Origin of the sequence: Pseudomonas sp. Marseille-Q5115 (assembly GCF_916618905.1) — a bacterium.
GTDB lineage: Bacteria > Pseudomonadota > Gammaproteobacteria > Pseudomonadales > Pseudomonadaceae > Aquipseudomonas > Aquipseudomonas japonica_A.
Window position 1 is genome coordinate 642,354 of the sequence record NZ_CAKAKI010000001.1, and the last position, 22,917, is coordinate 665,270.

The window sequence follows — 22,917 nt, forward strand, 5'->3', positions numbered from 1 at the left end:
TAGCGCCTGACGCTGTCAGAAGTAGTAGCCAATGTTCACGTTGGTTCTGTAGTACCACTCGTTACTGCCCACCGAAGACGTACTGGTCCAGCCCGTGCCATTCTCTGCGCCGCCGTAGGGGTTGGCGTTCTTCGCCCAGGTCAGGTCTACCCACGCCATCACCGGCAGCGCGAACAGCTGCACGCCTACGGTGTACATCTGCGAGTCGTCCCAGCCGCTCTTGTCTTTCATCATCCGGCTGTAGTCGTTATAGAACTTGATCTTCTTCAAGCGGCCCAGGTTGGGCGTGTAGATGTCATACCCGATGTTGAGCGCTGCCAGGGTGGCTTTCGATGCAATCAGATACGCGGGCGTGAGCCCGTTGCCGCCCATGAGTACGGAGTCCTTGCTTACGCCGTCGGGGTTTTTGGGGTCGTATTCGTAGCGGATTGCTTCGGCGGTAGCGGTCCACGGGCCATGGTTGATGACCGTGTGCAAGCCTGCTGCCCAGTAGCTGCCATTGCCATCGGTGGTGTCGTTGTACAGCTGGGAGGCCGCCATCGACGCGCCTATCTCGGTTTTCCAGCTGCCACTGTTGAAAGTGCGCGCCACGCGGGCGTTCAGCTGGTTACGCTTTTCGTTGTCCTGACGCGACTGGGTAAAAGCGACGGCGTTGTTCTTTACATCGGCATAGCGGGAGATTTCGCTGGAATAGCGCGTACCGTTAGGCGCCATGCGTGGGAAGTAACCCAGTTGCACATCCCAGTCCGCATCCTTGTAGCTGTACTTGGCCCCCAGGCCGTCGCTCACGCCGTAGCCCATGAAGAACGGGATATGGTAGCTCCAACCGAACTGAGGATAGGGCTCCAGGCCGAACGGCTTGAAAGGTAGCCCTACTTGCAGGTTGGACTGCGACGTAAAGTTGTACCCCGCATAGCCGCGGTCGATAGAGCGTTTGTTCAGATCATAAAACCAGTAGTTGATATCAAGGAAGGCTTTTTTGTAGGTCCCCTTTACATCGAACCGCAGGGTGTCGAACAGCCACCGGGTATTGTTTTCGCTGGTATCCCAGTGCTCGTCGCGCCAGTTCGTGCGCAGGGCACCGCCCAGATCGAAGCTGGCATCGCCGTTTTCGCTGCGCCAGGAGATATGCGGAAAGGCTTTGGGCGCGGGCTTCGGGGTGGCCGGCGCGGCAACCGACTGGGTATTCACGGGGTCTGGGCCGGGCTCGGCGCCACAAAGGCCAACACTGAGTAATAACCCCATTCCCAGGATGTACTTGTTCATCACAACCTCACCTGCAAGTTTTCGGTGGTATATATAACGAGCAACATAAAGCGCCCGCCTCTGTGGGTGGCTCGTAATAAGATGCACGGGGCCAAGTGTTGTTTCATGGGTGGCAAACCGTCTAAGCGGTGAGCGCGCAATAATCAGAGCAGAATCCGTGCCAGTAGGATGCATAGTAAATGTTTTATAAAAAACATATATATTTCAGTGGATTACCTATGAAACGCAGGCGGCTGTGTCATGGGTAAAACTTGTGAAGTTGTAGGTTACTTATGTGCACATAAGAGGGGCGATAAAAGTGCGAATGGAAACTTTGCAGGGCACTCGAGTTTGGTGAAACGTATATCAGGAACGAACAAAAAAGCCGGCGCAGGGCCGGCTTGGTGTTTCAGGGCTTAATAATCAGATATCAAGTACCAGTCGACGGCTTTTGCAACCGGACACGCACACCATCATCGACACGTTGGCTGCGCGCTCCGCTTTGCTCAATACCCCGTCACGGTGATCCACTTCACCTTCCAGCACTCGGGTCTCACAGGAGCCACACACACCCTCCCGGCAGCTGTAATCGATGTCGCAGCCTGCTTCGAGCAGTACATCAAGCAGGTTCAGGCCCGGCTCGATCGAAAGGCTCCGGCCGCTCTTTTTCAGCTCTACCGTGTAGCTGTCCTGGGCATCTTCGGAGGGCGGTAGTTCGGCCGCGGTGAAACGCTCGATATGGGCATGGGGGTAGCCCAGGCTTTCGCACGTGCTCTCGAACGCATCGAGCATGGGCGTTGGGCCGCAGCAGTAGAAGTGCGTGTCCGCCGGTTGGCCCGCCAGATAGCGGCGCAGGTCGGGCGCGCTGTCCTTTTCGTCGTTGAAGTGAAACACCACCTTCGCGTCCAGGCCGCTGAGTTCTTCCACCAGCGCCGCTTCCTTACGTGAGCGGGCGCAATAGATCAGCTGCGCCGACCTGCCCAGGGCGAGCAGCTGGCGGAACATGCAGTAGATCGGCGTGATGCCAATACCGCCAGCCACCAGCACGCTATGGGATGCGCCTGTGTGCAATTCGAAGTTGTTGCGTGGCCTGGAGATCTGCAACGTGGAACCCACCCGCAGCTGGCCGTGCAGCCACTGGGAGCCGCCACGGCTGTTGCGGTCCCGAAGGATGCCTACTACATAACGGCCCTGATCGGCGGGCGAGTTGAGCAATGAATAGCTGCGAACCAAGCCGTTGGGCAGGTGCAGGTCGATATGCGAGCCGGCTTCGAACGGCGGGAACACGCTGTCGCCATAAGGCCGCAACTCCACGCTCATGATGCCCTCGGCTTCGTGGCGCAGGGTGTGGACCAAGGCGGTGAGGCTAGAAGAATTGGACATGATTCAGCCCTTCTCGATAGGGAATGCCACGGGCGATACAGGCGCGCGCAGGTCGATGTCGAGCCGCGCGCTGGCCTCGATTTCAACCACCAGTTCGGGGAACACCAGCCCGCTCACTTCCACCAGAGTGGACGTGGGGTAGGCGGCGAAGCCGGTGAAAAAGTCCCTGCGGGCACGGCCCACTTCGTCTTTGTGGTGGATAGCGGTGACGTAAACCGTAAGCCGGTACAGGTTGCCGATATGGCCGCCTGCGGCTTCGACCAGCGTGAGGGCTTTGTTTAGCACCACCAGTGTTTGCTCATAGGCACCCAGTGGCGCGCCGGCTTCGGCTGCCTGCCGCGTGGCGGGGTGAGCGGTGATGCCGGACATCACCACCTCGCTGCCGATCCGCAGCGCGTTGGACCAGGTCGCTGACGGCAGCTCGCTCAGGCCAGCAGCCTGAACCCGCTGCGCGGCAACCGAAGCACCCTCGTGCCGGCTCATGAGACGGCCTTCGTCTCGATCAGCGCCATCTGTTCCTTGGCCTTGCTTTTGAGGTAGCGGCGAATACGCACTACGCCCAGGTCATGCTGGTAAAGATTCTCCCGCTGGTTAGCGTCGAACTCCATGTTTTCCAGCAGCACGCGGTCCTGCTCCAGCACAGCCCAGTGGCGGGCCTCCAGGCGGTTCTTGTAGAGGAAGCGCCAGGTGTCGCGCTGCCAGCCGGTGAGCGGTCGCGCGCGCCAGTGAAACACGCCGCACATTTGCGTGCTGCCCGGGGTGTAACTACCGATGATGGTGAAGTTGCCGCCGGGGCCGCCGGTTTTCGGGTAGGGGATTTCCAGGCGCAGCCAATGGCAGCCGTTGTCGAGGAATTCGGTCCAGTCGAAGTTCACGCCACGCTGGCCTTCCTTCTCGAAGAAGAAGCCCTGCTCGGTGTCGCGGGTCACGAACCTGGCGGTGGCTTCGCCCTCGCTCATGGAGTGGGACATCTTGTGCAGGTACGTGCCGTGCATCGGGTCCATCACGTTGTCGATCACGTAGCGGTAATCGCCTTTCCACTCGGTGTAGCAAAGGAAGTGGCTCCACTCCGGCGAGGTGAGCTGCTCGGGCAGCACCAGCTCCGGCGGCTCGGGCAGGTGCGGGTCGGTGGCGTTGAACACGAAGATCGCCCCGGCCACTTCCCGGGTGTGGAACATGCGGGTCGGGCGGCTGCCTTCAAGCTTGCATCCCGGGCTGCCGGGCACCTTGGTCACGGTGCCGTCGTTGCGCACTTCCACGCCGTGGTAGGGGCATTGCAGGCGGTTGCCCAACACCGGGCCCTGGGACAGCGGCGCGCCACGGTGCGGGCAGTGGTCTTCCAGCGCGTGGGCGGTGCCGTCGTTGTCTCGCCACAGCGCGATCTTGTAGCCCAGGCGGCGGATGGAAACCGGCTTGTCGCCCAGCAGGGCCGACGGCAGCAGGGGGAACCAGAGGTCTTTCAGGCCCTTGGCGAGAATGCTTTCAACAGGATCGACGGTCAGTTGCATATTCATTTCTTATCCTCCGAGGCTCAGGCGCCGAGCTTGGCCATCAGGGTGGTATAGGTTTCAGGCGTCCATTCACCGTTGTTGAGCGGGCAGGGGGGGCCTGCCAGGTTCAGGTGGTCCAGCAGGCTGGGCAGGTCATATTTGCCAGCGCCGAAGGCACGCTCGATGGAATCGCCCAACAAGTCCTCGAAGGGGGTGTTGGGGCGCGAGCGGGTCTGGTGCGTTTCGTTGTAGGGTTCGCTCATCTCATTGGCCTCCATTACGGACCCGTTCGCGGATCACTTCGCGCACCGGGACAAAGTCATAGGTGGGGTAGCATTCAGTACGGAACACGCCCCAGGCGGAGCGCTCCAGTTCAACGTTGAGCCGGGGCAGCAGCGCTGGCGGCAAGCGCAGGGTGACGATCTGGCCCAGGCCCATGGCCACGGTCCAGCTCACCACGTCCACCCCTTCCACGGGGAAGCGTTCCCACCAGTCCATCTTCTTCAGGTGAGCCTGGATCTCATCCAGGTTCTGTCCCTGGTCGTGCTTGAGCAGCACGGTCAACAGCAGGGTGTCGGTCATGGCTTGGGTTTGTCCGTGAGGAATTTGCCCTGGGGCGCCTCGATGTTCTGCTGGCGACGGGTGTTGCCGTCGATGCCGCCGGCGATGGCCCATTCGGCGAATACCGTGGGGCCGGGTTCGAAGGTTCTTGGCTGCCACTCACCGGTCAGTTGGTCCTCGTCGGCGTAGTACTCCACCAGCGCGCCGGCCGGGTTTTTGAAGTACCAGAAGAAGGCCGACGACACCGGGTGCCGGCCGGGGCCGATTTCCGTGGCCCAGCCGCTGCGGGAAATGTGCATGCCGCCGCCGAACACCTCGTGCACGTCCCGTACGGTGAATGCCACATGATTGAGGCCGGCCCGTGGCGCGGGCAGTTGCAGCATGAACAGGTCATGGTGGCCGCCTTCTTCAGCGGTGCGCAAAAAGGCCCCGCGGTTGGGATAGCGGTCCGAGGCCTGGAAGCCGAAGCGGTCATGGTAGAAGGCTTCACAGGCGTTCACGTCGGTGACGAAGAACACCACATGGCCCACTTCGATCGGCGTGGCCCGTTCGTAGATAGGTGCCGGCTTGTTGATGCGCCCCTTCACCTGCCAGGTGTTGTGGCCGCTGCATTCGATCTCCAGCGGGCGCTTGCGCGTCACTTGCAGGCGGATCGCCAGGCCATTGGGATCGGTGCAACCGATGCGGCCATTGCCTTCCACAAAGCCTGGGTCACTGGCGATGCGCTGGCTATAAAGGGCAAGGTCGGCTTCGCTTGCCACACCCCACACCACTTCGCGTACGGTCGAGCCGCTCTCGATGGCGCTGGGCAGGCCGGGTTTGTCGTGCGCGGCCAGGATCACCCGGCAGCCATTGAGGGTTTCGAAAACCACTTCATCGTTCGCTTCGCTGACCTTGTTCAACCCCCAGTCGCTGAAAAACCGCACGCAGGTGTCGAGGTCTTCGACGCCGTAGGTGATTTCATCAATGCCCAACACGCTCATGGCGCTACCTCGCGATGCTCGCTGGCCCAGGCCAGCGGCCGTTCGTTCATGCCCCAATAGAGGCTTTTCTGTTCCATGTACTGAAGGATGCCCAGCCGGCCTTTTTCACGGCCCAGGCCGCTGTCGCGCCACCCTCCGAAAGGTGTGGAAATGGAGAACTGCTTGTAGGTATTGATCCACACGGTGCCGGCCTGGATCTTGCGCCCCAGCGACCAGGCGCGTTTGTAGTCCCGGCTCCAGATGCCGGCCGCCAGGGCATACAGGCTGTCGTTGGCCTGATCGAGGAGGTCGGCTTCGTCATCGAAAGGCAGGGCGATCAGCACCGGGCCGAATATCTCTTCCTGGCACACGCGCTGGTCATTGCTCAGGCCTTCGAGAATGGTCGGCGGGTAGTAAAAGCCCTTGTCGTACTCGTCGCCCGTGAGGCGCTGGCCGCCCAAGCGCAGGCGGCCGCCTTCGCTCAACCCCAGGGCCACGTAGCGTTCCACGGATTCACGGTGCGCGGCGCTGATCAGCGGCCCCATTTGAGTGGTTTCATCGGCGGGGTTACCCACCTTGATGTTGGCCGCGGCGGCGCACAGCCGCAGCATGAAGGGCTCGTACAGCGCACGCGCCACGAACAGCCTGGAGCCCGCAATGCAGGCCTCCCCGGACGAGCTGAAGATGCCGTACAGCACGCCGGCCACCGCATGGTCCAGGTCGGCGTCGTCGAGGACGATGGTGGGGGATTTGCCGCCCAGTTCCAGCGACACGGGCATCATCTTGTCGGCGGCGATGTGGGCGATGTGCTTGCCAGTGCGCGTGCCTCCGGTGAACGAAACCCGCTTCACCAGCGGGTGGCGGGTGATCGCATCGCCGAGCACCGACCCCTTCCCAGGGAGCACGCTGATCAACCCCTTGGGCAAGCCAGCCTCCTCACACAGGCGTGCCAGCTGGAGTGCCAGCAGCGGAGTGATCTCCGCCGGCTTGATCACCACCGCGTTGCCGGCCGCCAGCGCTGGGGCGACCTTCTGTGCCTCGCTGGCGATAGGTGAGTTCCAAGGGGTGATGGCTGCCACCACACCCATGGGCTCGTACACGCTCATGGTGACGAAGTCCCCGCGCGACGGCGTGATGGTTTCTTCAAGGGTTTCGCACGCTGCCGCGAAGAACTGGAAGGTGCCTGCCGCGCTGGCCACCAGGTTGCGGGTTTCGCCGATGGGCTTGCCGTTGTCCTGGCGCTGCAACTGGGCCAGTTCTTCGGCTTGCTCGCGGATCAACTGGGCGATGCGGTACAGCACGGCGGCGCGTTCATGGGGTTTGCGCTGCGCCCAGCCGCTGTGGAGAAACGCCTGGTGAGCGCCCTCGATGGCCTCGTTCACGTCTTCCACATTGGCGGCATTGAGCCAGGCCACCGGTTCGCCGGTGGCGGGGTAGTAGCTGGCATAACGCTCGCCGCGGCCCAGGCGCCATTGGCCGGCGATGCACAGGGGTAAGGTTTGTTCTGTCATTGCGTGCTCCTGTTACTGCGCGCCCTAGATGGAGATCGCGTGTGCGTGGTTGCCCAAGGCACGCACCACGCTGTACACGGTGAGGGCCGACGTTTTCGGGTTGGCCACCAGCGGCTTGCCGCGCAGGCTCAGTTCAAACCCGCCAAAGGCGCCGCGGGCTTCGAACTGATGCACGTTCTCTTCGCTGTGGGGGTCGGCGATCAGCGTTACCTGGGTGCGGTCCAGGCCTAGGCCGGCCAGCGACAGGGTGGCGGCCAGGTTGGCGTTTTTCGGGTACAGCCGGGCGGCTTCGCGGGCACTGCCCTGGAAAATCACCGTGGCTTCGCTCAGGTTGTCCAAATCGCACACCCGTTCGCCGGGGGTGTTCTTCCAGGCCTTGGCCGGTTTGCGCCCGGTGTAGTTCACGGCGTCCAACCCGCCCACCTTGGCCGCAGACAGCGCATCGATGCCGCCGATGGCCCCTGGCAGCAGCTCGATACGGGTATTGCCACGCTCGGCGGCCGCTTCAAGGCGTTCCACCAAACCTACTTCGGAGAGCGCGCCCACTGACACGATCAGGCAGGCGATGCCGCGTTCCAGCGCCGGTAACACATGCTCCTCGATGGCGCGGTGGCCGGCACACTCCACCAGCAGGTCGGGGCATGCATCGACGGGCAGTGCCGTGAGCACCTGGGGCGGCTGCTTGAAGCTGGCCAGGCGCTGGCGCACCAGATCTTCGGAGCCGGCCGACGCGATCACGTAGTCGACGCACAGCTGAGGGTCCTTCTCCAACAGTTCCAGCACGCCGACGCCAATGGCGCCGCAGCCGATCATGGTGATATGCAGCATGGTGCGATCCTCAGGCGGTGGCCTTCTGGGCTTTGGTTTCGCTGTTGGGCGGGCCGGCGAACTGGGTGGCGAAGTTACCGACCGCGAGCATGTCCACTTCCAGCAGGAAAGGCCCCGGCACGCTGAACGCCTGTTCCAGCACCCCGGCGAATTGGCTCAGGTCGCGCACCAGCCCATGGCGGATGCCCATGGCCGTGGCCAGTTGGGTGTAATCGGGGGTGTGCAATTCCACATAGGCGTGGCGGGCACCGTAAATGGCGTCCTGGATGTTGCGTATCACCCCGTAACGCTGATCGTTCATCAGCAGGATCACCACGTTGGCCTTTTCCTGCACGAGGGTGGCCAGTTCACCCAGGTTGAGAATGAAGCCGCCGTCCCCGGCCAGGGCGAACACCTTGCGCTGAGGGTCGTACTCGGCGGCTGCGATGCCGGCGCCGATCCCCATGGCCAGGCCTTGGCCAATGCCGCCACCCAAGGCATGCACGCCGGCTTGCGGGTGGTACAGGTTGAGCAGGCGGTTACCCCAGATGCTGTTGGATAGGGTCACGTCCCGCACCCAACTGAAGTTGCGGCCGGTGTTGGCTTGCAATTGCTCCACCATGGCAGCGTAAGGGCCAAGGTCGGCCACCAGCGCGGCCCGGGACCTGGCGCGCACGTCCTTGAGCTCGGGCAAGAACTGCGGGTCGGTCTGCAGGCGGCCTTCGAGGCGGTCGGCCAGGCCGTCGAGCGTCAGCGCCGCGTCGCCGCACACGAACAAGTCGCTGGGGTAGCTGCGGCCCTCGATCGCGGGGTTGGCGTCGATGCGCAGCGTATTGGCCGGCAATTTCAGGGCGTATTTGAACGTCTCGTTGCTGCGCAACCGCGACCCGGCAATCAGCAGCGCGTCGCAACCTTGCATGAAGCTTTCCACGAGGCGGTTCTGGGAGAAGGCGCCGAGGCAGCGTTCGTCGTCTTCGTTCACCACGCCACGGCCCTGGGTCGAGGTGATCACCCCAACGCCCAGGTCGAGCAGGCGCTTGACTGCCTTGCCCGCATGCCGCGCACCACCGCCAAGCCACAGCAGAGGGCGTTTGGCGTGGACCATGCGCTCAGCCAGTTGGTCGAGCGCCTCGGCCGTGGGCACTGCTACCGGTACCGGCAACGGGGCAAGGTCGGTGGGCATGGGGATGAAGGTGGACTGGATATCGATAGGGATCTCCACGCTCACCGGGCCGGTGGGTGCAGTGAGGGCGGTTTGCACGGCCAGCTTCAGGGTGCTGAGGGCGGTTTCCACGCTGCGCACCCGGAAGGCCGCCTTGGACACGGCCTTGAGCATGGTGAGCTGGTCGCGCGCTTCATGGATGTAGGCGAATTCCTGGTCCAGGTAGGGCGTTTCGATCTGGCCGGTGATGTGCAGCAGCGGCGTGCCTGCGGTCAGGGCTTCGACCATCGCCCCAGCGGCGTTGCCTGCCGCGGTGCCGGTAGACGTAAGGCACACGCCCAGGCCGCCGGTGGTACGGGCATAGGCATCAGCCATGTTGGTAGCACCGGCTTCACCCCGGGCCATCACGAAGCGGATGTTCCCGCGCACGGCGAAGGCATCGAGGATTGGCATGTTGTGGATGGAAATCACCCCGAATGCGGCTTTCACTTCGCACTGTTCGAGAAAGGCGGTGATAGCAGCGCCCACGGTCACTTGGTTGTCGTTACGCATGGCGGGACAGGCCTCCGGATACGTCGATATGGCTGCCTGTGGTGTAGGCCGACAGGGGTGATGCCAGGAAAAGAATTGCCTGCGCCGCTTCGATCGGCAGGCCCAGGCGGGCGAGAGGGATGTGCTTGCGTGCGGCCAGTTGCGCGGTCCATTGCGCCCAGTCGAGGTGGCGTTCCTCGCGGGCTTCGAAGCGCCGCCGCCATTGCCCGGATTCCACCAGGCCGATCAGGATGCCGTTCACGCGGATGTGCTTGGGGGCGAACTCGAACGCCATGGAGCGCACCAGGTTCTTCAAGCCGGCGCGGGCCGCCGAGGTCGCCACCATATGGGGCTCCGGCTGGCTGGCCAGCAGCGAGTTCACACACACGATGGATGCGTTCTGGCTGCGTTCGAGCTGCGGCAGGAAGGCCCTCACGGGGTAAATCACCGAGAAGAACTTGAGGTTGAGCTCCTCGCTCCAGGCGTCGTCGGTGGTGTCGGCGAAGGTCGATACACGTCCCTGGCCAGCGTTGTTGATCAACACCTGTGCCGGGCCGAACGCTTCCAGGCTGGCGGCGGCGAAGGCTTGCACTGAACTTGCATCGAGCACGTCGCACACCTGGGCCAGCAAGCGGGCCTCGGGGAAGCGCTCGCGCAGGCCCGCTTCGGCGCTGCGCAGGCGGGCTTCGTTGCGCCCGCAAAAGGCCACGGCGGCGCCAGCGGCGAGCAACAATTCCACACACGCCAGGCCGATGCCCGACGAGCCGCCGGTCACGATGGCAGTACTGCCCTGAAGGGGATACACACTCATTTCAGTCCCTCATCAGCGCGGTCACGCGGCTGCCATGGTGGGGGGTGTAATTCAGCAGCCGAGACAGCTCGTCGGCGGTGCGGCGCACCTGGCCCAGTAGTTCTTCGAAGTTGATGTGGCCGACCTGCGAGGTAGGAATGGTCACCCCCAACGCGGCTACCACCCGGCCCGAGTGGTCGCGCACCGGCGCGGCCACGGTGGAGATCGCCGACTCGAAAAAGCCTTCGCCGCTCACGAAGCCGCGTTCCCGGTCGTGCTGCACCAGATTGAACAGCTCCAGCACCGTGCGCGGGGTGCAATGGGAGTGCTGTTCCAGGTGCTCCTCGGGGTACAGCTCGCGCAACTCGGCCAGGGTGAGGTCTTCCAGCAGAATGCGCCCCAGCACGGTGGCATGGGCGGGCAGGCGAGTGCCCACATTCACCGCGCTGGAGAACACCGAGGGCGGCGACACCTTGGCCACGTACACGATCGAGCGGCCGTCGCGCACCACCAGGTTGCTTGGGTAGTTGAGCTTGTCGCACAAACGCGCCAGCAGTGGCTGGCCCAGCTCGGTCAGCTCCAGCGAGGCCAGGTATTCGAAGCCCAGGCGCAACACCGACATGCCCAGGCGGTACTCGTTGCCGGTACGGGTCACGAAGCCCATGGTTTCCAGCGTGGTCAGCAAACGGAAAATGGTAGAGCGCGGCAGCTCCAGCCGCCGGGCCAGTTCCGGGGCGGTAAGGGTGCGGTTCTGGCGGGTGAACTCGCACAGCAACAACAGGCCTCGCTCCAGCCCGGGCACGATGTATTTGTCCTGCGAATCCTTCAGATCGGAGTCATTCATTGTGTACTTCCTGTCAGCGATTCCTTGAGGGCGAACGCCAGTCGGCCCGCCACCGGATGGGGTTGTTCGATGGGGCTGGCGTGCCCGGCATCGGGGATCAAGCTAAAGGTCGCGCCCAGGGCCTTGGCCAGGGTGAGGCAGGCTTCGGCTGGGGTAATGCCATCCGCTTCGCCACAGTGCACGTCGCACGGCACCTGCAACGGGGCGTGGCGCAGCAGGTCGTCCCCGCACAGCAATTCAATCGCCTGGCGGTACCCCTGCGGGTTGAGCCTGGCCATGTTCCAGCGCACCCACTCCAGTGCCTTCGCGCTGGCGCGTGGCGACAACATGGCGCTGCTGCGCTGGGCGGCCATCCGGGCGATGCCTGACTGCTCCAGGGTGCTAAGCCGGTGCGCGCGTACCGCTTCGCCCTGCGCCGCACGAGCCGGGTCGCCGTAGCCACGGGCCGGGCTGATCAACACCAGCCGGCGCACGCGTTCCGGGTACAGCCGGGTGAACGCCGCAGCAGTGATCGCGCCCAGGGAATGCCCAACCAATACGCAGTTGGCGATCCCGAGGCTGTCCAGTGTTTGCGACAGCCGCAGGGCGTAGTCTTCGGCCGTGGGCACCTGTGAAGGCAGCGGCGAGGACTCGCCATACCCGGGCGCATCCCAGGCCACCACATGCCCCTGCTGGCCCAGCTGCAAGGCCACTTCGAGCCAGGAGCCGGCGCCCGAACCAATGCCATGCAGCAGCACGATGGCCGGGCCATTGCCGATCTCGCGGATCGCCTGCGCGCTGTCATTCAGCGCGAGCACTCGCTGGCCGAAGCGCTGTTGCAGCAGCGCTTCCAGGTCAGCGGTGGGCGAGGGTACGTGGGTGGCTGGCAGCATGCTGTTATCCGCGCTTGATCGAAGCCAGGGGATGCTCTGGCGGGTAAGTGGGAGTCACAGGCTTCTTCGCGCCGAGCATCACGCACATCAAGGCGTCTTCGTCGCCGATGTTGATCTCTTCGCGGTACACGCCCGGGGGTACCGAGATCACGTCGCGGTCGGTGAGGATGGTTTCGTAGCGCTCGCCGTTCTGCTCGATCACTACCTTGAGCTTGCCGCGCAGTACGAAGAACACTTCCTCCACATCGGTATGCAAGTGCGGCGGGCCCTCGTGGCCGGCCGGGATCACCATGGTGCTGAAGGTGAAGTGCTCGGAGGGAATGGTGTTCATGTCGGTGCCCACGCCGGTGCCGCCGGTGCCGATGTAACGCATTTGCGCGCGGCGGAATTTCGGGTCGTAGTCAGCCTGGAATTTCAGCGCGTTCCAGTCGTACTTGCGGCTCTCGTACCGGGCGATACGGGTCTGCATCCAGGCTTCAAGGCTGGCACCCTGGGGGCGATCCCAACTCTTGGGGGCTTGGGCGGTGGTGGACAGATCAGTCATGGCAGTCTCCATTTTCAGTCGGTGCGGCAAAGGGTCAGGGCATCACGAATCCGCCGTTGACCGGCAGGGTTTGCCCCGTGATGAAGCGGGCCAGGTTCGACAGGGCGAACACCACGGCGCCGCTGACGTCTTCGGGCAGTTGTGGGCGCTGGATGGCGCGTTGTTCGGTGTACAAACGGTGCCGCGCTTCGGGGACGTAAGCGGTGGCTTCCACCAATACCAGCCCAGGGGCGATGGCATTCACGGTGATGTTGTCGGCGCCCAGCTCGCGGGCCAGGCTGCGGGTCATGGCGATGATCGCGCCCTTGCTGGCCACGTAGGCCATCAGGTTGGGCGCGCCCCACAGCGGGGTGTCGGAGGCCAGGTTGACGACCGCGCCGTGCCCGCTCAGGCGCAGCGCCGGAAGGCAGGCGGTGGTCATCAGCCAAGTACCGCGCACATTCACCTGCATCACCTGGTCCCAGGTTTCGATGCTCAGTTGCTCGCAGCTTTTACCGCCGGAGTTGGTGACCGAGGCGTTGTTCACCAGGCCGTCGAGGCCGCCCAGCAACTCACTGGCGCGGGTGGCGCAGTCCTGGATCGATACCGGGTCGGCGAGGTCCACGGCCAGGCCGTCCACGCTAAGCCCAAGGGCGCGAAGCTCGGCAGCGGCTTGCTGCACACGCTCGGCGAGGATGTCGGCGATCACCACCCGGGCACCGGCCTGGGCGATGGCCTGGGCAAAGGCGTAGCCCAGGCCGCGGGCGCCACCGGTAACCAGCACACGGCGGCCCTGCAGAAGTTGGGTCGGTTCGTTCATCAGTTGGTACTCAGCATGGCTTTGGGCATGTAATGCAGTACGCGTTTCTCGGCCCACACCACGGCGCCGTAGGCCAGCACGCCAATCAGCGTCAGCATCACGATCGCGACGAATACACCGCTGGTGTTGCCCTGGCCCTCGGCATCGACTAGCAGGAAGCCAAGGCCCTGGTTACCTCCTACCAATTCGCCGACGGTTACCCCTATCACCGCCAGGGTGGAGGCAATGCGTAGGCCCGAGAACAAAGCGGCCATGGCCGAGGGGAATTCCACCAGGCGGAAAATCTGCCAACGACTGGCGTTCATGGTGCGCACCAGGTTGATCATGTCCGGGTCCACGGTGCGGATTGCCGACAGCACGTTGATCATCACCGGGAAGAACACGATCAGCACCGCGATCAGGATCTTCGGGTACACGGTGTAGCCCAGCCACATCACGAACAGCGGGGCGAAGGCGACCTTAGGGGCAATCTGCAAGGCCAGGATGTAGGGCGAGAGCATGGCTTCGGCCTTCGGCGAAAGGCCCAGCGACGTGCCGATCACTACCCCCAACAAAGCCCCGAGGGCGAAGCCCACCACGATCTCCACGGCAGTGATCAACGTGTGTTGCAACAGCCCGCTGGTGCTCCACATCGCCACGCCTTCCTGGGCCACCCGGCTCAGCTTGGGCATCACGAATTCAGGCATGCCCAACAGGCCGGGGCCCCATTGCCACAAGCCCAGAAAGAGAATCAGCAGGGCCAGGCTGCCAGACAGCGAGTTATTCAGGCTTTTCATCACGCTCGTACCTATACGCTTGCGCCCGCGCCTTTATTGAGAGGCGGTGGCGGTGTCGATGAACTGGTTGGTGTAGAGGTCTTCCAGCTTTGGCGCCTTGCTGACGATGCCTTCGCTCACGTAGAACTGGCGCACGGCTTCCAGACGCTGCGGGTCGATGCGGCCAGGTACCGCCTGGCGGGCATACACATGCTCGACATAGAGCTTGAAGGTCTTCTCCAGCTGCGCTTCCTTGCCGGCATAGCTGGGGATAGCCTTGGCAAAGGTAGCGGCCGCCGCATGCGGGTCGGCGATGATGTCGGCCATGCCTTCAAGCGTGGCCTGAACCACACCACGAACGATGTCCGGGTGGTTCTGGATGGCGTCGTCGGAGGCCATGATCGATTGCGCCATGCTCTCGAACACCTGGTCCTGGGGAATGAGCTTCACCTTCAGGCCAGTTTCTTCGGTGTCGGTTATCCAGTCGGGTACGCCGGCCATGGCCACGGATTTCTTCGCCGCGAACAGCTGCCACACACCTGCGGGGCCGGCCGCCTGCACGTCCACGTCGGTCTTGCTCAGGCCCGCCTTGCGTAGCGATGCCAGAAGGGCGTAGTAAGTGGTGTCCGAGTAGGACATCACAGTCAGGGTCTTGCCCTTGAGGTCCTTCACCGAGTTGATGTTTTCATCGGCGTTGGTGGCGATCATGGTCACCCCGCCGGCGCCCAGCACCGCCACGTCGCGTACCGGAATGCCATTGGCGCGCACCACGATGGGGGTATCGCCAATGGCCCCGCCGATCAGCGCGTTTCCGGCGCCGATCTGCTTGGCTACATCAACACCGCCCTTGGCCGCGATGAACGTCACGTTCAGGTTTTTCTGTGCGTAGTAGCCTTTTTCCTTCGCGATCACCCAAGGGGCGAAAGCGGGGGAATTGGGCGGTGCGGGTAGCAGGTAGGTGACGTCGGTGGCGGCCTGCGCGGCCACGGCGAAGCCAAGGCCAAGCAGCGCTGAAGCGCCCTTGATTGCGAGTTTGAACATGGTGGCTCCAGAGTTCGATGAAGGATCAGCGGCAGTGGCAATCAATGCAGTTCGGTGTCTTCGCCTACCTTGAGCAACTCCATCAGGCGGCCGGCCAGCGGGCCGATCTCGGCAAGCTTGCGGCGCTCGAGCGGGTTTTCGCGGTAGGGCAGGTCTACGATGATTTCTTCGACGATGGTCCCTGGCCGCGCGCTCATCACCAGCAGCCGATCTGACATGGCAATGGCCTCGACCAGGTCGTGGGTAATGAACAGCGCGGTTTTCTTTTCTTCGAACAACATGCGCGCCATGTCCTGCTGAAGAATCATCTTGGTCTGCGCATCCAGGGCCGAAAATGGCTCGTCGAGGAACAACACCTGAGGGTCCATCGCCAAGGTGCGGGCAAGGGCAGCGCGCTGGCGCATGCCACCGGAGAGCTGAAAGGGGTAGTGATCGGCAAAGCCTTGCAAGTGGCAGCGAGTCAGTAGATTTTCTGCAATCGCACGGCGTTGCGCGGCGGCCATGCCTTCGATTTCCAACCCCAGTTCCACGTTCTCGCGAATGCTGCGCCATGGCATCAGCAAGTCCTTCTGCAGCATGAACGCGACTTTCTTTACCGGGCCGTTGACGGCTTCCCCGCCAACCAACACCTCACCCTCGGTAGGCCGATAAAGGCCGGAGCCCATATTGAGGATCGTGCTTTTGCCGCAGCCGGAGGGGCCGATGATCGAGACCACCTCGCCGCGGGCAATCCTGAAATTTACGTCCCGGATGGCGAAAGGCGCATCGATGTTTTTTTTGGCCGGGAAGCATTTGCCGACATTGCGAAACTCGATTTCGGTTGGCGCCTTCGCCGGGTGGCGAGACGGGTTCCAGTCAGGGGCAATCGCGAGCATCTCTTTCACAGCCATTGGTAAAGGTCTCTGGTCTGTTTTACTGGTGATACAACGGTTGGTGCATGAACAATGCCAAGGCAATAATTCCCAGGACGAATAAATAAAGTGAAGGTTTTTCAGGTAGTTAGGAGAGGGCGAAGCAACAAGCCATGTTTTATATATAAAACACTGTTTGACTGTTGATACGTGCCTGCACACTTCTCGAGCGTTGTTACGTCAGCCTGCTAGGTTAAAGTGCTTTTTCGAAACAGTGTTTCATATACGAAACGACCTGATCGTTTTGGATGTGGGGCAAATCGAGCGTCACTGAAGCGCAGGGGTGGCCCTATAGTGGAATAGGGGTAGTGGAACATCACAGCCAGCTTTGCTGATTAATATATTTGGAGCAGGCGCTTTAAAAAGTGCCTGGAAGTTTCTGCTGGTTAAGGTTTTTCAAAATGCTTTGAAATTAGTTGTGGAATTAATTAAGACTAATCTGCAGGCTGCGTAGGATGGTGGTATGGTCTTCGCTACAGCTCATATACTGCAACACTTGTAACGCTTCTAGTTGCTGCATTTGATCGCTCCGCTGCGCATAATGCGCCGGCTTCGACATCTGACGCATTTCTTTGTGGCTTCGTCGGTAAAGTATTTTCTTATGTTTCTTGATCCGGTTTGGATTAGAGCATTCTGCTGTCTGCAGGAAATAACACATGGAATCAAGTGTAACCAAATTTAGCTCTACGAAACTCCGCGCTGTATTACGGCAGGGCGTGCTCGATGTCGAAGTCCAGAGTTCTGTAGTCCCCCCTCGCTCCCTTTTCGGGTTCGCGGAGCGGCATAACCCAAGGCGAGCGTTTCTTTTCGTTTCACGTGTACTCGGCAAGCACATCCCCGTTGCGCCTTCACGCTTCTCGGAAACGTGCGAGCAGCTTGCAAGCCGACTACCCAGCGACCTTCCCGGCCCGGTGCTATTCATTGGGCTTGCGGAAACCGCCGTTGGCCTCGGCGCCGGTGTGCACAGGGCTTACAGCCGTTTCCGCCCCGACTCGATGTACCTTGTTACCACCCGCCACTTCGTAGCCGAGGATGTGTTCGCCTGTTTCGAGGAGGAGCACAGCCACGCAAGTACTCACCTCCTACATGCCCCTGCCGCCCCAGCGTTGCGGGAGATGATGCTAAGTGCACGTTCCCTGGTGCTGGTGGACGACGAAGCCTCTACCGGCAAAACCCTGCTCAATCTCTACAACGCTTTGCTGGCTTCAGGGCTGAGCAGGGTCGAGCGGCTTGTTACCAGCGTCCTTACCGACTGGTCCGGCGGTGCGATCACCGCCGCCGTTGGCGAGCACGCCGCGCAGGTATCGCTGCTGCGGGGGGCATACCGTTTTACCGGCGATTCATGTTCAGTGGTGCCTGCCCGCCCCCGGAGCGGGCTCGCCCCGGTGGCCAGGTGGCCAATCGACCCGGCAAACGACTGGGGGCGCCTGGGTGTACGGAACGTGGCCGACACCCTGGGCCGTGACCTCCAGGCGGTACCTGGCGAGAACATCCTGGTGATCGGCACCGGGGAGTTCGTATGGAAGCCGTTTCTGTTGGCGGAGCGGTTGGAGCGCAGCGGCGCCCGGGTGCATTTCTGCTCTACCACGCGCTCGCCCATTGCCGCTGGGCACGCCATCGAGCGCGTAATAGCATTCCCCGACAACTATGGGCAAGGCATAGACAACTTCCTTTATAACGTCGCACCCGGGCAGTTCGAACGGGTATTGCTGTGCACGGAAACCCACAGGCTGGCACTGCCTGTTTCACTGATCGACACGCTGAATGCGCAGGTGATCGTCGATGGTGAGTAATCGGCCCCTCGTGTTTCTGGACCTCGACGATACCCTTTTTCAAACACCCGGCAAGATGCCCGGAGATGCCCGGCGGTATCCAGCTTCCCATACCGTGGAAGGAGCAGTAAGCGGCTACCAGAGCGAAGCGCAAAAAACCCTTCTGGACTGGCTACGGCGCGATTGCGATCTGGTGCCCGTGACCGCTCGCAGTGTGGAAGCGTTCGGGCGCGTGGCGCTGGGGTTCAGTGGCGGCGCCATTTGTGCCCATGGCGGGGTGATCCTCGGCCCCGACGGTGAGGTGGACCTTCACTGGCAAGGCGCAATGGCCGAGCGGCTTCGCCCCTTCCACGCTCGTTTGCCGGTGCTGTGTGAAGCGGCCCTTCAAGCAGGCGCCGAACTCGGTATGTCGCTTCGCGGCTGGGTACTGGAGGAGGGTGGGCAGCGGCACTGCATCGTGATCAAGCACAACGCGGGCACCGATGCCCAGTTGGTGCGCTTGCGCGACACCTTGCTGATCGCAGGCCACCTCGAAGGCCTGTACACCCACCTCAACGGTAACAACCTGGCCTTGCTCCCCCTGGGCATCAGCAAGCGCGCTGCAGTGGAGCATTACCTCGCGCAGGATTACGCGCTGCACGGTGGGCGCCTGTTGCTTGGTATTGGAGACAGTGTTTCGGATCTTGGCTTCATGGGGCTGTGCCATTTCTGGGCTACGCCAAGCGGGAGCCAGGTCGCCAAGTGTGTGGAGGGAATCGCCCATGCTTGACCCACTGGCCATGGCAACCGTTGGCAGCGGCAGTTATCTGCCGGCCGATGTCCATATTCTCCTTCGCGCCACGGAACTTGCACCTACGGCCGCGCTGGAAAAGGAACGTTGTATCCAGCGGCAGCAGAAACATTATTCAGAAATGCTCAGCCGCGAGGAAGCGCCTTCGGGTTCCCACCTGGCCTATTTCGAACGCGCGCTGGAGAACAACGCCGGCAGGATGGCCACGGACATACAAGCCCTGGCATTGGGGCTGGCGGCGCGTTATCCCGAGGCTCCCATCGTACTGGTGTCCTTTGTGCGCGCCGGCCTTCCTGTGGGGGTGTTACTACGTCGGGCGCTGCTGGAGCTGGGGCGCGATGTTCACCACTACGGGATCAGTATCGTACGAGGTCGCGGCATCGACACCGTGGCGCTGGAGCACATCATTGCCCGCCATGGGGCGCAGAACATCGCATTCGTCGACGGCTGGACCGGCAAGGGCGCCATTGCCGTCGAACTCAAACGCAGCCTTGCAGGCGACCACCGCTTTCCCGACGTACCGCGGTTGGTGGTGCTGGCAGACCCATGCGGCCGCGCATGGCTGGCAGCCTCGGCGCAGGACTGGCTCATCCCGTCCGGCGTGCTTGGCGCAACGGTATCCGGGCTGGTTTCGCGCTCGGTCTGGCCCGCCGATGCAGGGCTGCATGGATGTGTGGTGCAGCATGACCTGAAGGCGCACGACCTCACGCGCCCCTTCATCGAAAGGGTCAACGCCGCCCGGGCCACAGTACGCCCCTGCGCAGCAGCGCCCTGGGCCCCGGCGCACGCCACGGCACTGCAAGCCGCTACTTCAGAAGTGTTCGGGCACCTGTGCGCGCGCTTCGATACAAACGACCTCAATCGAATAAAGCCCGGAATCGCAGAGGCCACGCGGGCGGTATTCAGGCGTGTTCCTGACCAGGTAGTGGTACGGGACCGGCGCGACCCTAACGTGCAGTTACTTATACATCTCGCTCAGCACGCCGACATCGAGGTGCAGGAGGCGGGCACGGTACTGGGGCCGTACCGGGCGGTTACCCTTATCCGGAGGGTGAGCTAGTGCGAAACGTCTCTCCGTTTGCCTTGGGCGGTACCCTGTATATGCCGGCTACTCGACCGGACCTTCTGGCGGTTATGGTGGGGAAGAAACTACCCGGCCTGCGATCGCTGGTGGTGTGCCTTGAGGATGCAATTGCCGAGTTGGATGCGGCCCCGGCCTTGGCTCGACTACGCAGCACACTAGCCAGCGTCGCCCGCAGTGACCGTGCCGATGACTGCAGCCCATTGGTGTTCGTTCGCCCTAGAAACCCGCGCATGGCCGCTACGCTGATGGCTTGGCCGGAAATACACGCAATAGATGGTTTCGTGATTCCCAAACTCGATCTGGCCTCTCTCGAGCGCTGGGCCCGTGTGCTGGATGCACCCAACCAGTTACTCATGCCCACCCTTGAAACCGCACAGGTCTACAACCCTGCCGCTGTGGCGGAGTTGGGCGGGGCGCTACGGGCCCAATTCGGGCAGCGAATCCTGGCGATCCGCATCGGGGGGAACGATCTGCTGGGTTGTCTGGCCCTGCGGCGCCCGCGTACCGGCACCCTGTATGAAACCCCGATGGGCTATGTGATCCCCATGCTTGCCGGTGTGCTGGGCGCGCAGGGTTTCGCGCTCACGGCGCCCGTATTCGAACACCTGGCCATGCCAGAGCTGCTCAATCGGGAAGTGCACCTGGACGTGGCCCATGGGCTGGTGGGCAAAACGGCCATCCATCCCAGCCAGGTGCCCCTGATCCATGAAGGGTTGAAAGTCCCCATAGAAGACCTGAACTGCGCCCGGTTGATCGTCCAGGGCGCCCGCCCTGCAGTGTTCAGGCACGACGACGCCATGGTCGAACCGGCCACGCATTACAACTGGGCGGTCAGGACGCTGGAGCGCGCGAAGTGGCATGGCGTGAAGCCCGTCGATTGCAACTTGGCGCAGGCAGGGGGTTAACAGAACGTGCGAATGGTCGCCGGGCAATTGCCCTTTAACAAGGAGAACCCGATGTTGGGATGGTTGAAAAGCAATGCGGCAATGGCGCGGGAAGCGCTTACCACCGAAGTAGCGAAGTTCCGAAACCGGCACTTTATGGAAGCAACGGCTGCTGCGTGCGCAATGATCGCGGCCGCTGATGGCGAAATAACTGCCGCTGAAAAAATAAAGATGACGGGTTTTATCAATAATTCGCCCGAACTGAAGGTGTTCAACTTGAATGACGTACTTGCAGCGTTCAACGACGCCACCAGCAAGTTCGAATTCGATTTCCACATTGGCGAGGCCGAGGCGCTCAAGACTATCGGCAAGCTCAAGGGCAACGACAGCGCGGCACGCTTGCTGGTGCGGGTCGCCTGCGCAGTGGGTGGTTCCGATGGCAACTTCGATAAGCAGGAACGCGCTGCCTGCCGCCAGGTATGCCTGGAACTGGGGCTTAACCCCGCTGACTTCGACTTGTGAGGTACACCATGGACGCTACGCCTCTCGGCTTCCCGCCGTTGACCATCGCGGTATTCGCCGGCATCGCGCTCGGCGCACTGCTGCTGGATATGGTCACCCATCGCGCCGACCGGCCCGTTTCACTGGCCAAGGCATCGCTGTGGTCGGTGTTCTGGGTTGCACTCTCGCTGGGGTTTGCGGCTTTCCTGTACGTGCAACATGGCGCCCATACCGCCAACTTGTTCATTACCGGCTACGCCCTTGAAAAAGTATTGAGCGTCGACAACCTGTTCGTCTTCATGGCCATCTTCGCCTGGTTCAAGGTTCCGGACGAGCTTCGCCACCGCGTTCTCTACTGGGGTGTGATCGGCGCAGTCGTTTTCCGTGGGGTCTTTGTGCTTATCGGCACCGGGTTGCTCGCCCTGGGCCCCTGGGTCGAGGTGGTATTTGCGGTGATCGTGGCGTGGACCGCCGTCATGATGCTCAAGGGAAGTGGCAGCGATGAAGCTGAAGAGGACTATTCCCGCCACATTGCCTATCGCGTGGCCACCCGGCTGTTTCCGACCTGGCCCAAGCTGCACGGCAATCGGTTCTTCGTCAGCCGCCAGGTGCTTGAAGCGCAGGTACTGAAGCCCGAAAACCATGGCATCACGCTCGCGGCGAAAGGCGCTGTGTTCGCGACGCCCCTGTTCCTGTGCCTTGTGGTGGTGGAAGTGTCGGACCTGCTGTTCGCGTTCGACTCGGTGCCCGCAGTCATTGCGGTAAGCCGAGAGCCGCTGATTGTGTATTCGGCAATGCTGTTCGCCATTCTGGGGCTACGCAGCCTGTACTTCGTGCTTGAAGCGCTCAAGCGTTACCTGGTGCACCTGGAAAAAGCCGTGATTGCGCTGCTGTTCTTCATTGCAGCAAAACTGGGCCTCAACGCCACCCACCACCTGTTCGAACACGGTTACACGATCGGCCCCAATACAAGCCTGGCAATCGTCATGGCCGTACTGGCTGCGGGCATCGCCGCCAGCCTGATCTTCCCTGCAAAGGCGCTTTCACAAGCCGAACACAACTGACCCCTCGCACACCTGTACAAACAAGGAGCTTCACATGGCATTGTCCCTTCAAAAGGGCGGTAATCTTTCGCTTACCAAAACCGACCCTTCCCTCACGCGAATCGTCGTAGGGCTGGGTTGGAACCCCCGCGCTACCGACGGCGTGGATTTCGACCTGGACGCCAGCGCCTTCCTGCTGAACGCAACGGGGACAGTCCGCGGGGAGGGGGATTTCATCTTTTACAACCAGCTGAAAAGCCCCGACGGCTCGGTCGAGCACACTGGTGACAACCGTACCGGCGCTGGCGACGGCGATGACGAGCAGATCAAGGTAGACCTCGCGCTGGTCCCGGCAGACGTGGATAAGGTGGCGTTCGCCGTGACCATTCATGAGGCGGGCGACCGAGGGCAGAATTTCGGCCAGGTGGGTGGTGCGTTCATCCGCATTATCAACGAAACCACGGGCGAGGAAGTGGTCCGCTACGACCTTGCCGAAGACGCTGGCACCGAAACCGCCATGATCTTTGCCGAGCTGTACCGCCACAATGGCGAATGGAAATTCCGCGCCATCGGCCAGGGTTACGCAGGGGGGCTCAAGCCCTTGGCGCAGGGCTACGGGGTAAACATGGGCTAGC

Annotated in this window: 25 protein-coding genes; 7 read left to right on the forward strand and 18 right to left on the reverse strand. The window is 62.3% G+C overall.

All coding sequences use genetic code 11. The annotated features are described in order from the left end of the window. Nucleotides 1-15: 15 nt before the first annotated feature. From LG385_RS02985 to LG385_RS03070, 18 genes are all read right to left on the reverse strand, one after another. Nucleotides 16-1,266 carry a hypothetical protein gene (locus LG385_RS02985; protein WP_225772280.1) on the reverse strand — a complete coding sequence of 417 codons (1,251 nt, stop codon included), beginning with the start codon at nt 1,264-1,266 and terminating at the stop codon, nt 16-18. A gap of 402 nt (nt 1,267-1,668) precedes the next feature. Further along, nucleotides 1,669-2,628 carry a PDR/VanB family oxidoreductase gene (locus LG385_RS02990; protein ID WP_225772282.1) on the reverse strand — a complete coding sequence of 320 codons (960 nt, stop codon included), beginning with the start codon at nt 2,626-2,628 and terminating at the stop codon, nt 1,669-1,671. Between the two features lie 3 nt (nt 2,629-2,631). After that, a complete protein-coding gene (locus LG385_RS02995; protein WP_225772284.1) occupies nt 2,632-3,111 on the reverse strand; it encodes a Rid family hydrolase in 480 nt (159 codons plus the stop codon). Next, nucleotides 3,108-4,142: an aromatic ring-hydroxylating oxygenase subunit alpha gene (locus LG385_RS03000; protein WP_225772287.1), complete on the reverse strand. Its 1,035-nt coding sequence runs from the start codon at nt 4,140-4,142 to the stop codon at nt 3,108-3,110. Before LG385_RS03000 ends, LG385_RS02995 begins: the two co-directional genes overlap by 4 nt. A 17-nt stretch (nt 4,143-4,159) precedes the next feature. Further along, a complete protein-coding gene (locus tag LG385_RS03005; RefSeq protein ID WP_225772289.1) occupies nt 4,160-4,381 on the reverse strand; it encodes a recombinase-like helix-turn-helix domain-containing protein in 222 nt (73 codons plus the stop codon). A gap of 1 nt (nt 4,382) precedes the next feature. Then, nucleotides 4,383-4,700, reverse strand: coding sequence for a hypothetical protein (locus LG385_RS03010; protein ID WP_225772291.1), 318 nt, complete (start codon nt 4,698-4,700; stop codon nt 4,383-4,385). Then, complete coding sequence (locus LG385_RS03015) at nt 4,697-5,662, reverse strand: VOC family protein (RefSeq protein ID WP_225772293.1); 966 nt, start codon at nt 5,660-5,662, stop codon at nt 4,697-4,699. The genes LG385_RS03010 and LG385_RS03015 overlap by 4 nt, the downstream gene beginning before the upstream one ends. Next, nucleotides 5,659-7,152, reverse strand: coding sequence for an aldehyde dehydrogenase (locus LG385_RS03020; protein WP_225772295.1), 1,494 nt, complete (start codon nt 7,150-7,152; stop codon nt 5,659-5,661). The genes LG385_RS03015 and LG385_RS03020 overlap by 4 nt, the downstream gene beginning before the upstream one ends. A gap of 24 nt (nt 7,153-7,176) precedes the next feature. Continuing rightward, nucleotides 7,177-7,980: an aspartate dehydrogenase gene (locus LG385_RS03025; RefSeq protein WP_225772296.1), complete on the reverse strand. Its 804-nt coding sequence runs from the start codon at nt 7,978-7,980 to the stop codon at nt 7,177-7,179. 10 nt (nt 7,981-7,990) lie between these two features. Then, on the reverse strand, nt 7,991-9,673 hold the full coding sequence (locus LG385_RS03030; protein WP_225772298.1) for a thiamine pyrophosphate-binding protein: 1,683 nt from the start codon (nt 9,671-9,673) through the stop codon (nt 7,991-7,993). Next, a complete protein-coding gene (locus LG385_RS03035) occupies nt 9,666-10,463 on the reverse strand; it encodes an SDR family oxidoreductase (RefSeq protein WP_225772299.1) in 798 nt (265 codons plus the stop codon). The genes LG385_RS03030 and LG385_RS03035 overlap by 8 nt, the downstream gene beginning before the upstream one ends. Nucleotide 10,464: 1 nt before the next feature. Continuing rightward, nucleotides 10,465-11,286: an IclR family transcriptional regulator gene (locus tag LG385_RS03040; RefSeq protein WP_225772301.1), complete on the reverse strand. Its 822-nt coding sequence runs from the start codon at nt 11,284-11,286 to the stop codon at nt 10,465-10,467. Beyond that, the gene (locus tag LG385_RS03045; protein ID WP_225772303.1) at nt 11,283-12,158 is read right to left on the reverse strand and encodes an alpha/beta fold hydrolase; all 876 of its coding nucleotides are present in this window, start codon (nt 12,156-12,158) and stop codon (nt 11,283-11,285) included. The genes LG385_RS03040 and LG385_RS03045 overlap by 4 nt, the downstream gene beginning before the upstream one ends. Nucleotides 12,159-12,162: 4 nt before the next feature. After that, nucleotides 12,163-12,702 (reverse strand): cupin domain-containing protein, encoded by a 540-nt coding sequence (locus LG385_RS03050; RefSeq protein WP_225772304.1) that lies wholly within the window; start codon nt 12,700-12,702, stop codon nt 12,163-12,165. A gap of 34 nt (nt 12,703-12,736) precedes the next feature. Continuing rightward, a complete protein-coding gene (locus LG385_RS03055) occupies nt 12,737-13,501 on the reverse strand; it encodes an SDR family oxidoreductase (RefSeq protein WP_225772306.1) in 765 nt (254 codons plus the stop codon). After that, nucleotides 13,501-14,277: an ABC transporter permease gene (locus LG385_RS03060; RefSeq protein WP_225772308.1), complete on the reverse strand. Its 777-nt coding sequence runs from the start codon at nt 14,275-14,277 to the stop codon at nt 13,501-13,503. Before LG385_RS03060 ends, LG385_RS03055 begins: the two co-directional genes overlap by 1 nt. Nucleotides 14,278-14,310: 33 nt before the next feature. Continuing rightward, a complete protein-coding gene (locus LG385_RS03065; RefSeq protein WP_225772309.1) occupies nt 14,311-15,297 on the reverse strand; it encodes an ABC transporter substrate-binding protein in 987 nt (328 codons plus the stop codon). Nucleotides 15,298-15,338: 41 nt separating this feature from the next. Then, nucleotides 15,339-16,172 (reverse strand): ABC transporter ATP-binding protein, encoded by an 834-nt coding sequence (locus LG385_RS03070; RefSeq protein WP_413247351.1) that lies wholly within the window; start codon nt 16,170-16,172, stop codon nt 15,339-15,341. Nucleotides 16,173-16,864: 692 nt separating this feature from the next. Between LG385_RS03070 and LG385_RS03075 the strand changes: the two genes are divergently transcribed. From LG385_RS03075 to LG385_RS03105, 7 genes are read left to right on the forward strand one after another with little or no spacing between them, the layout of a single operon-like run. Continuing rightward, nucleotides 16,865-18,001: a phosphoribosyltransferase domain-containing protein gene (locus LG385_RS03075; protein WP_225772314.1), complete on the forward strand. Its 1,137-nt coding sequence runs from the start codon at nt 16,865-16,867 to the stop codon at nt 17,999-18,001. Then, nucleotides 17,991-18,749 carry a trehalose phosphatase gene (locus tag LG385_RS03080; protein WP_225772316.1) on the forward strand — a complete coding sequence of 253 codons (759 nt, stop codon included), beginning with the start codon at nt 17,991-17,993 and terminating at the stop codon, nt 18,747-18,749. The genes LG385_RS03075 and LG385_RS03080 overlap by 11 nt, the downstream gene beginning before the upstream one ends. After that, nucleotides 18,742-19,830: a cysteine protease StiP domain-containing protein gene (locus LG385_RS03085; protein WP_225772319.1), complete on the forward strand. Its 1,089-nt coding sequence runs from the start codon at nt 18,742-18,744 to the stop codon at nt 19,828-19,830. Before LG385_RS03080 ends, LG385_RS03085 begins: the two co-directional genes overlap by 8 nt. Continuing rightward, nucleotides 19,830-20,759, forward strand: coding sequence for an HpcH/HpaI aldolase/citrate lyase family protein (locus tag LG385_RS03090; protein ID WP_225772321.1), 930 nt, complete (start codon nt 19,830-19,832; stop codon nt 20,757-20,759). The genes LG385_RS03085 and LG385_RS03090 overlap by 1 nt, the downstream gene beginning before the upstream one ends. Nucleotides 20,760-20,810: 51 nt before the next feature. Further along, complete coding sequence (locus LG385_RS03095) at nt 20,811-21,260, forward strand: tellurite resistance TerB family protein (RefSeq protein WP_225772323.1); 450 nt, start codon at nt 20,811-20,813, stop codon at nt 21,258-21,260. A gap of 8 nt (nt 21,261-21,268) precedes the next feature. Next, complete coding sequence (locus tag LG385_RS03100) at nt 21,269-22,303, forward strand: TerC/Alx family metal homeostasis membrane protein (RefSeq protein ID WP_225772325.1); 1,035 nt, start codon at nt 21,269-21,271, stop codon at nt 22,301-22,303. 34 nt (nt 22,304-22,337) lie between these two features. Then, nucleotides 22,338-22,916, forward strand: coding sequence for a TerD family protein (locus tag LG385_RS03105; protein ID WP_181111485.1), 579 nt, complete (start codon nt 22,338-22,340; stop codon nt 22,914-22,916). Nucleotide 22,917: the final 1 nt, after the last annotated feature.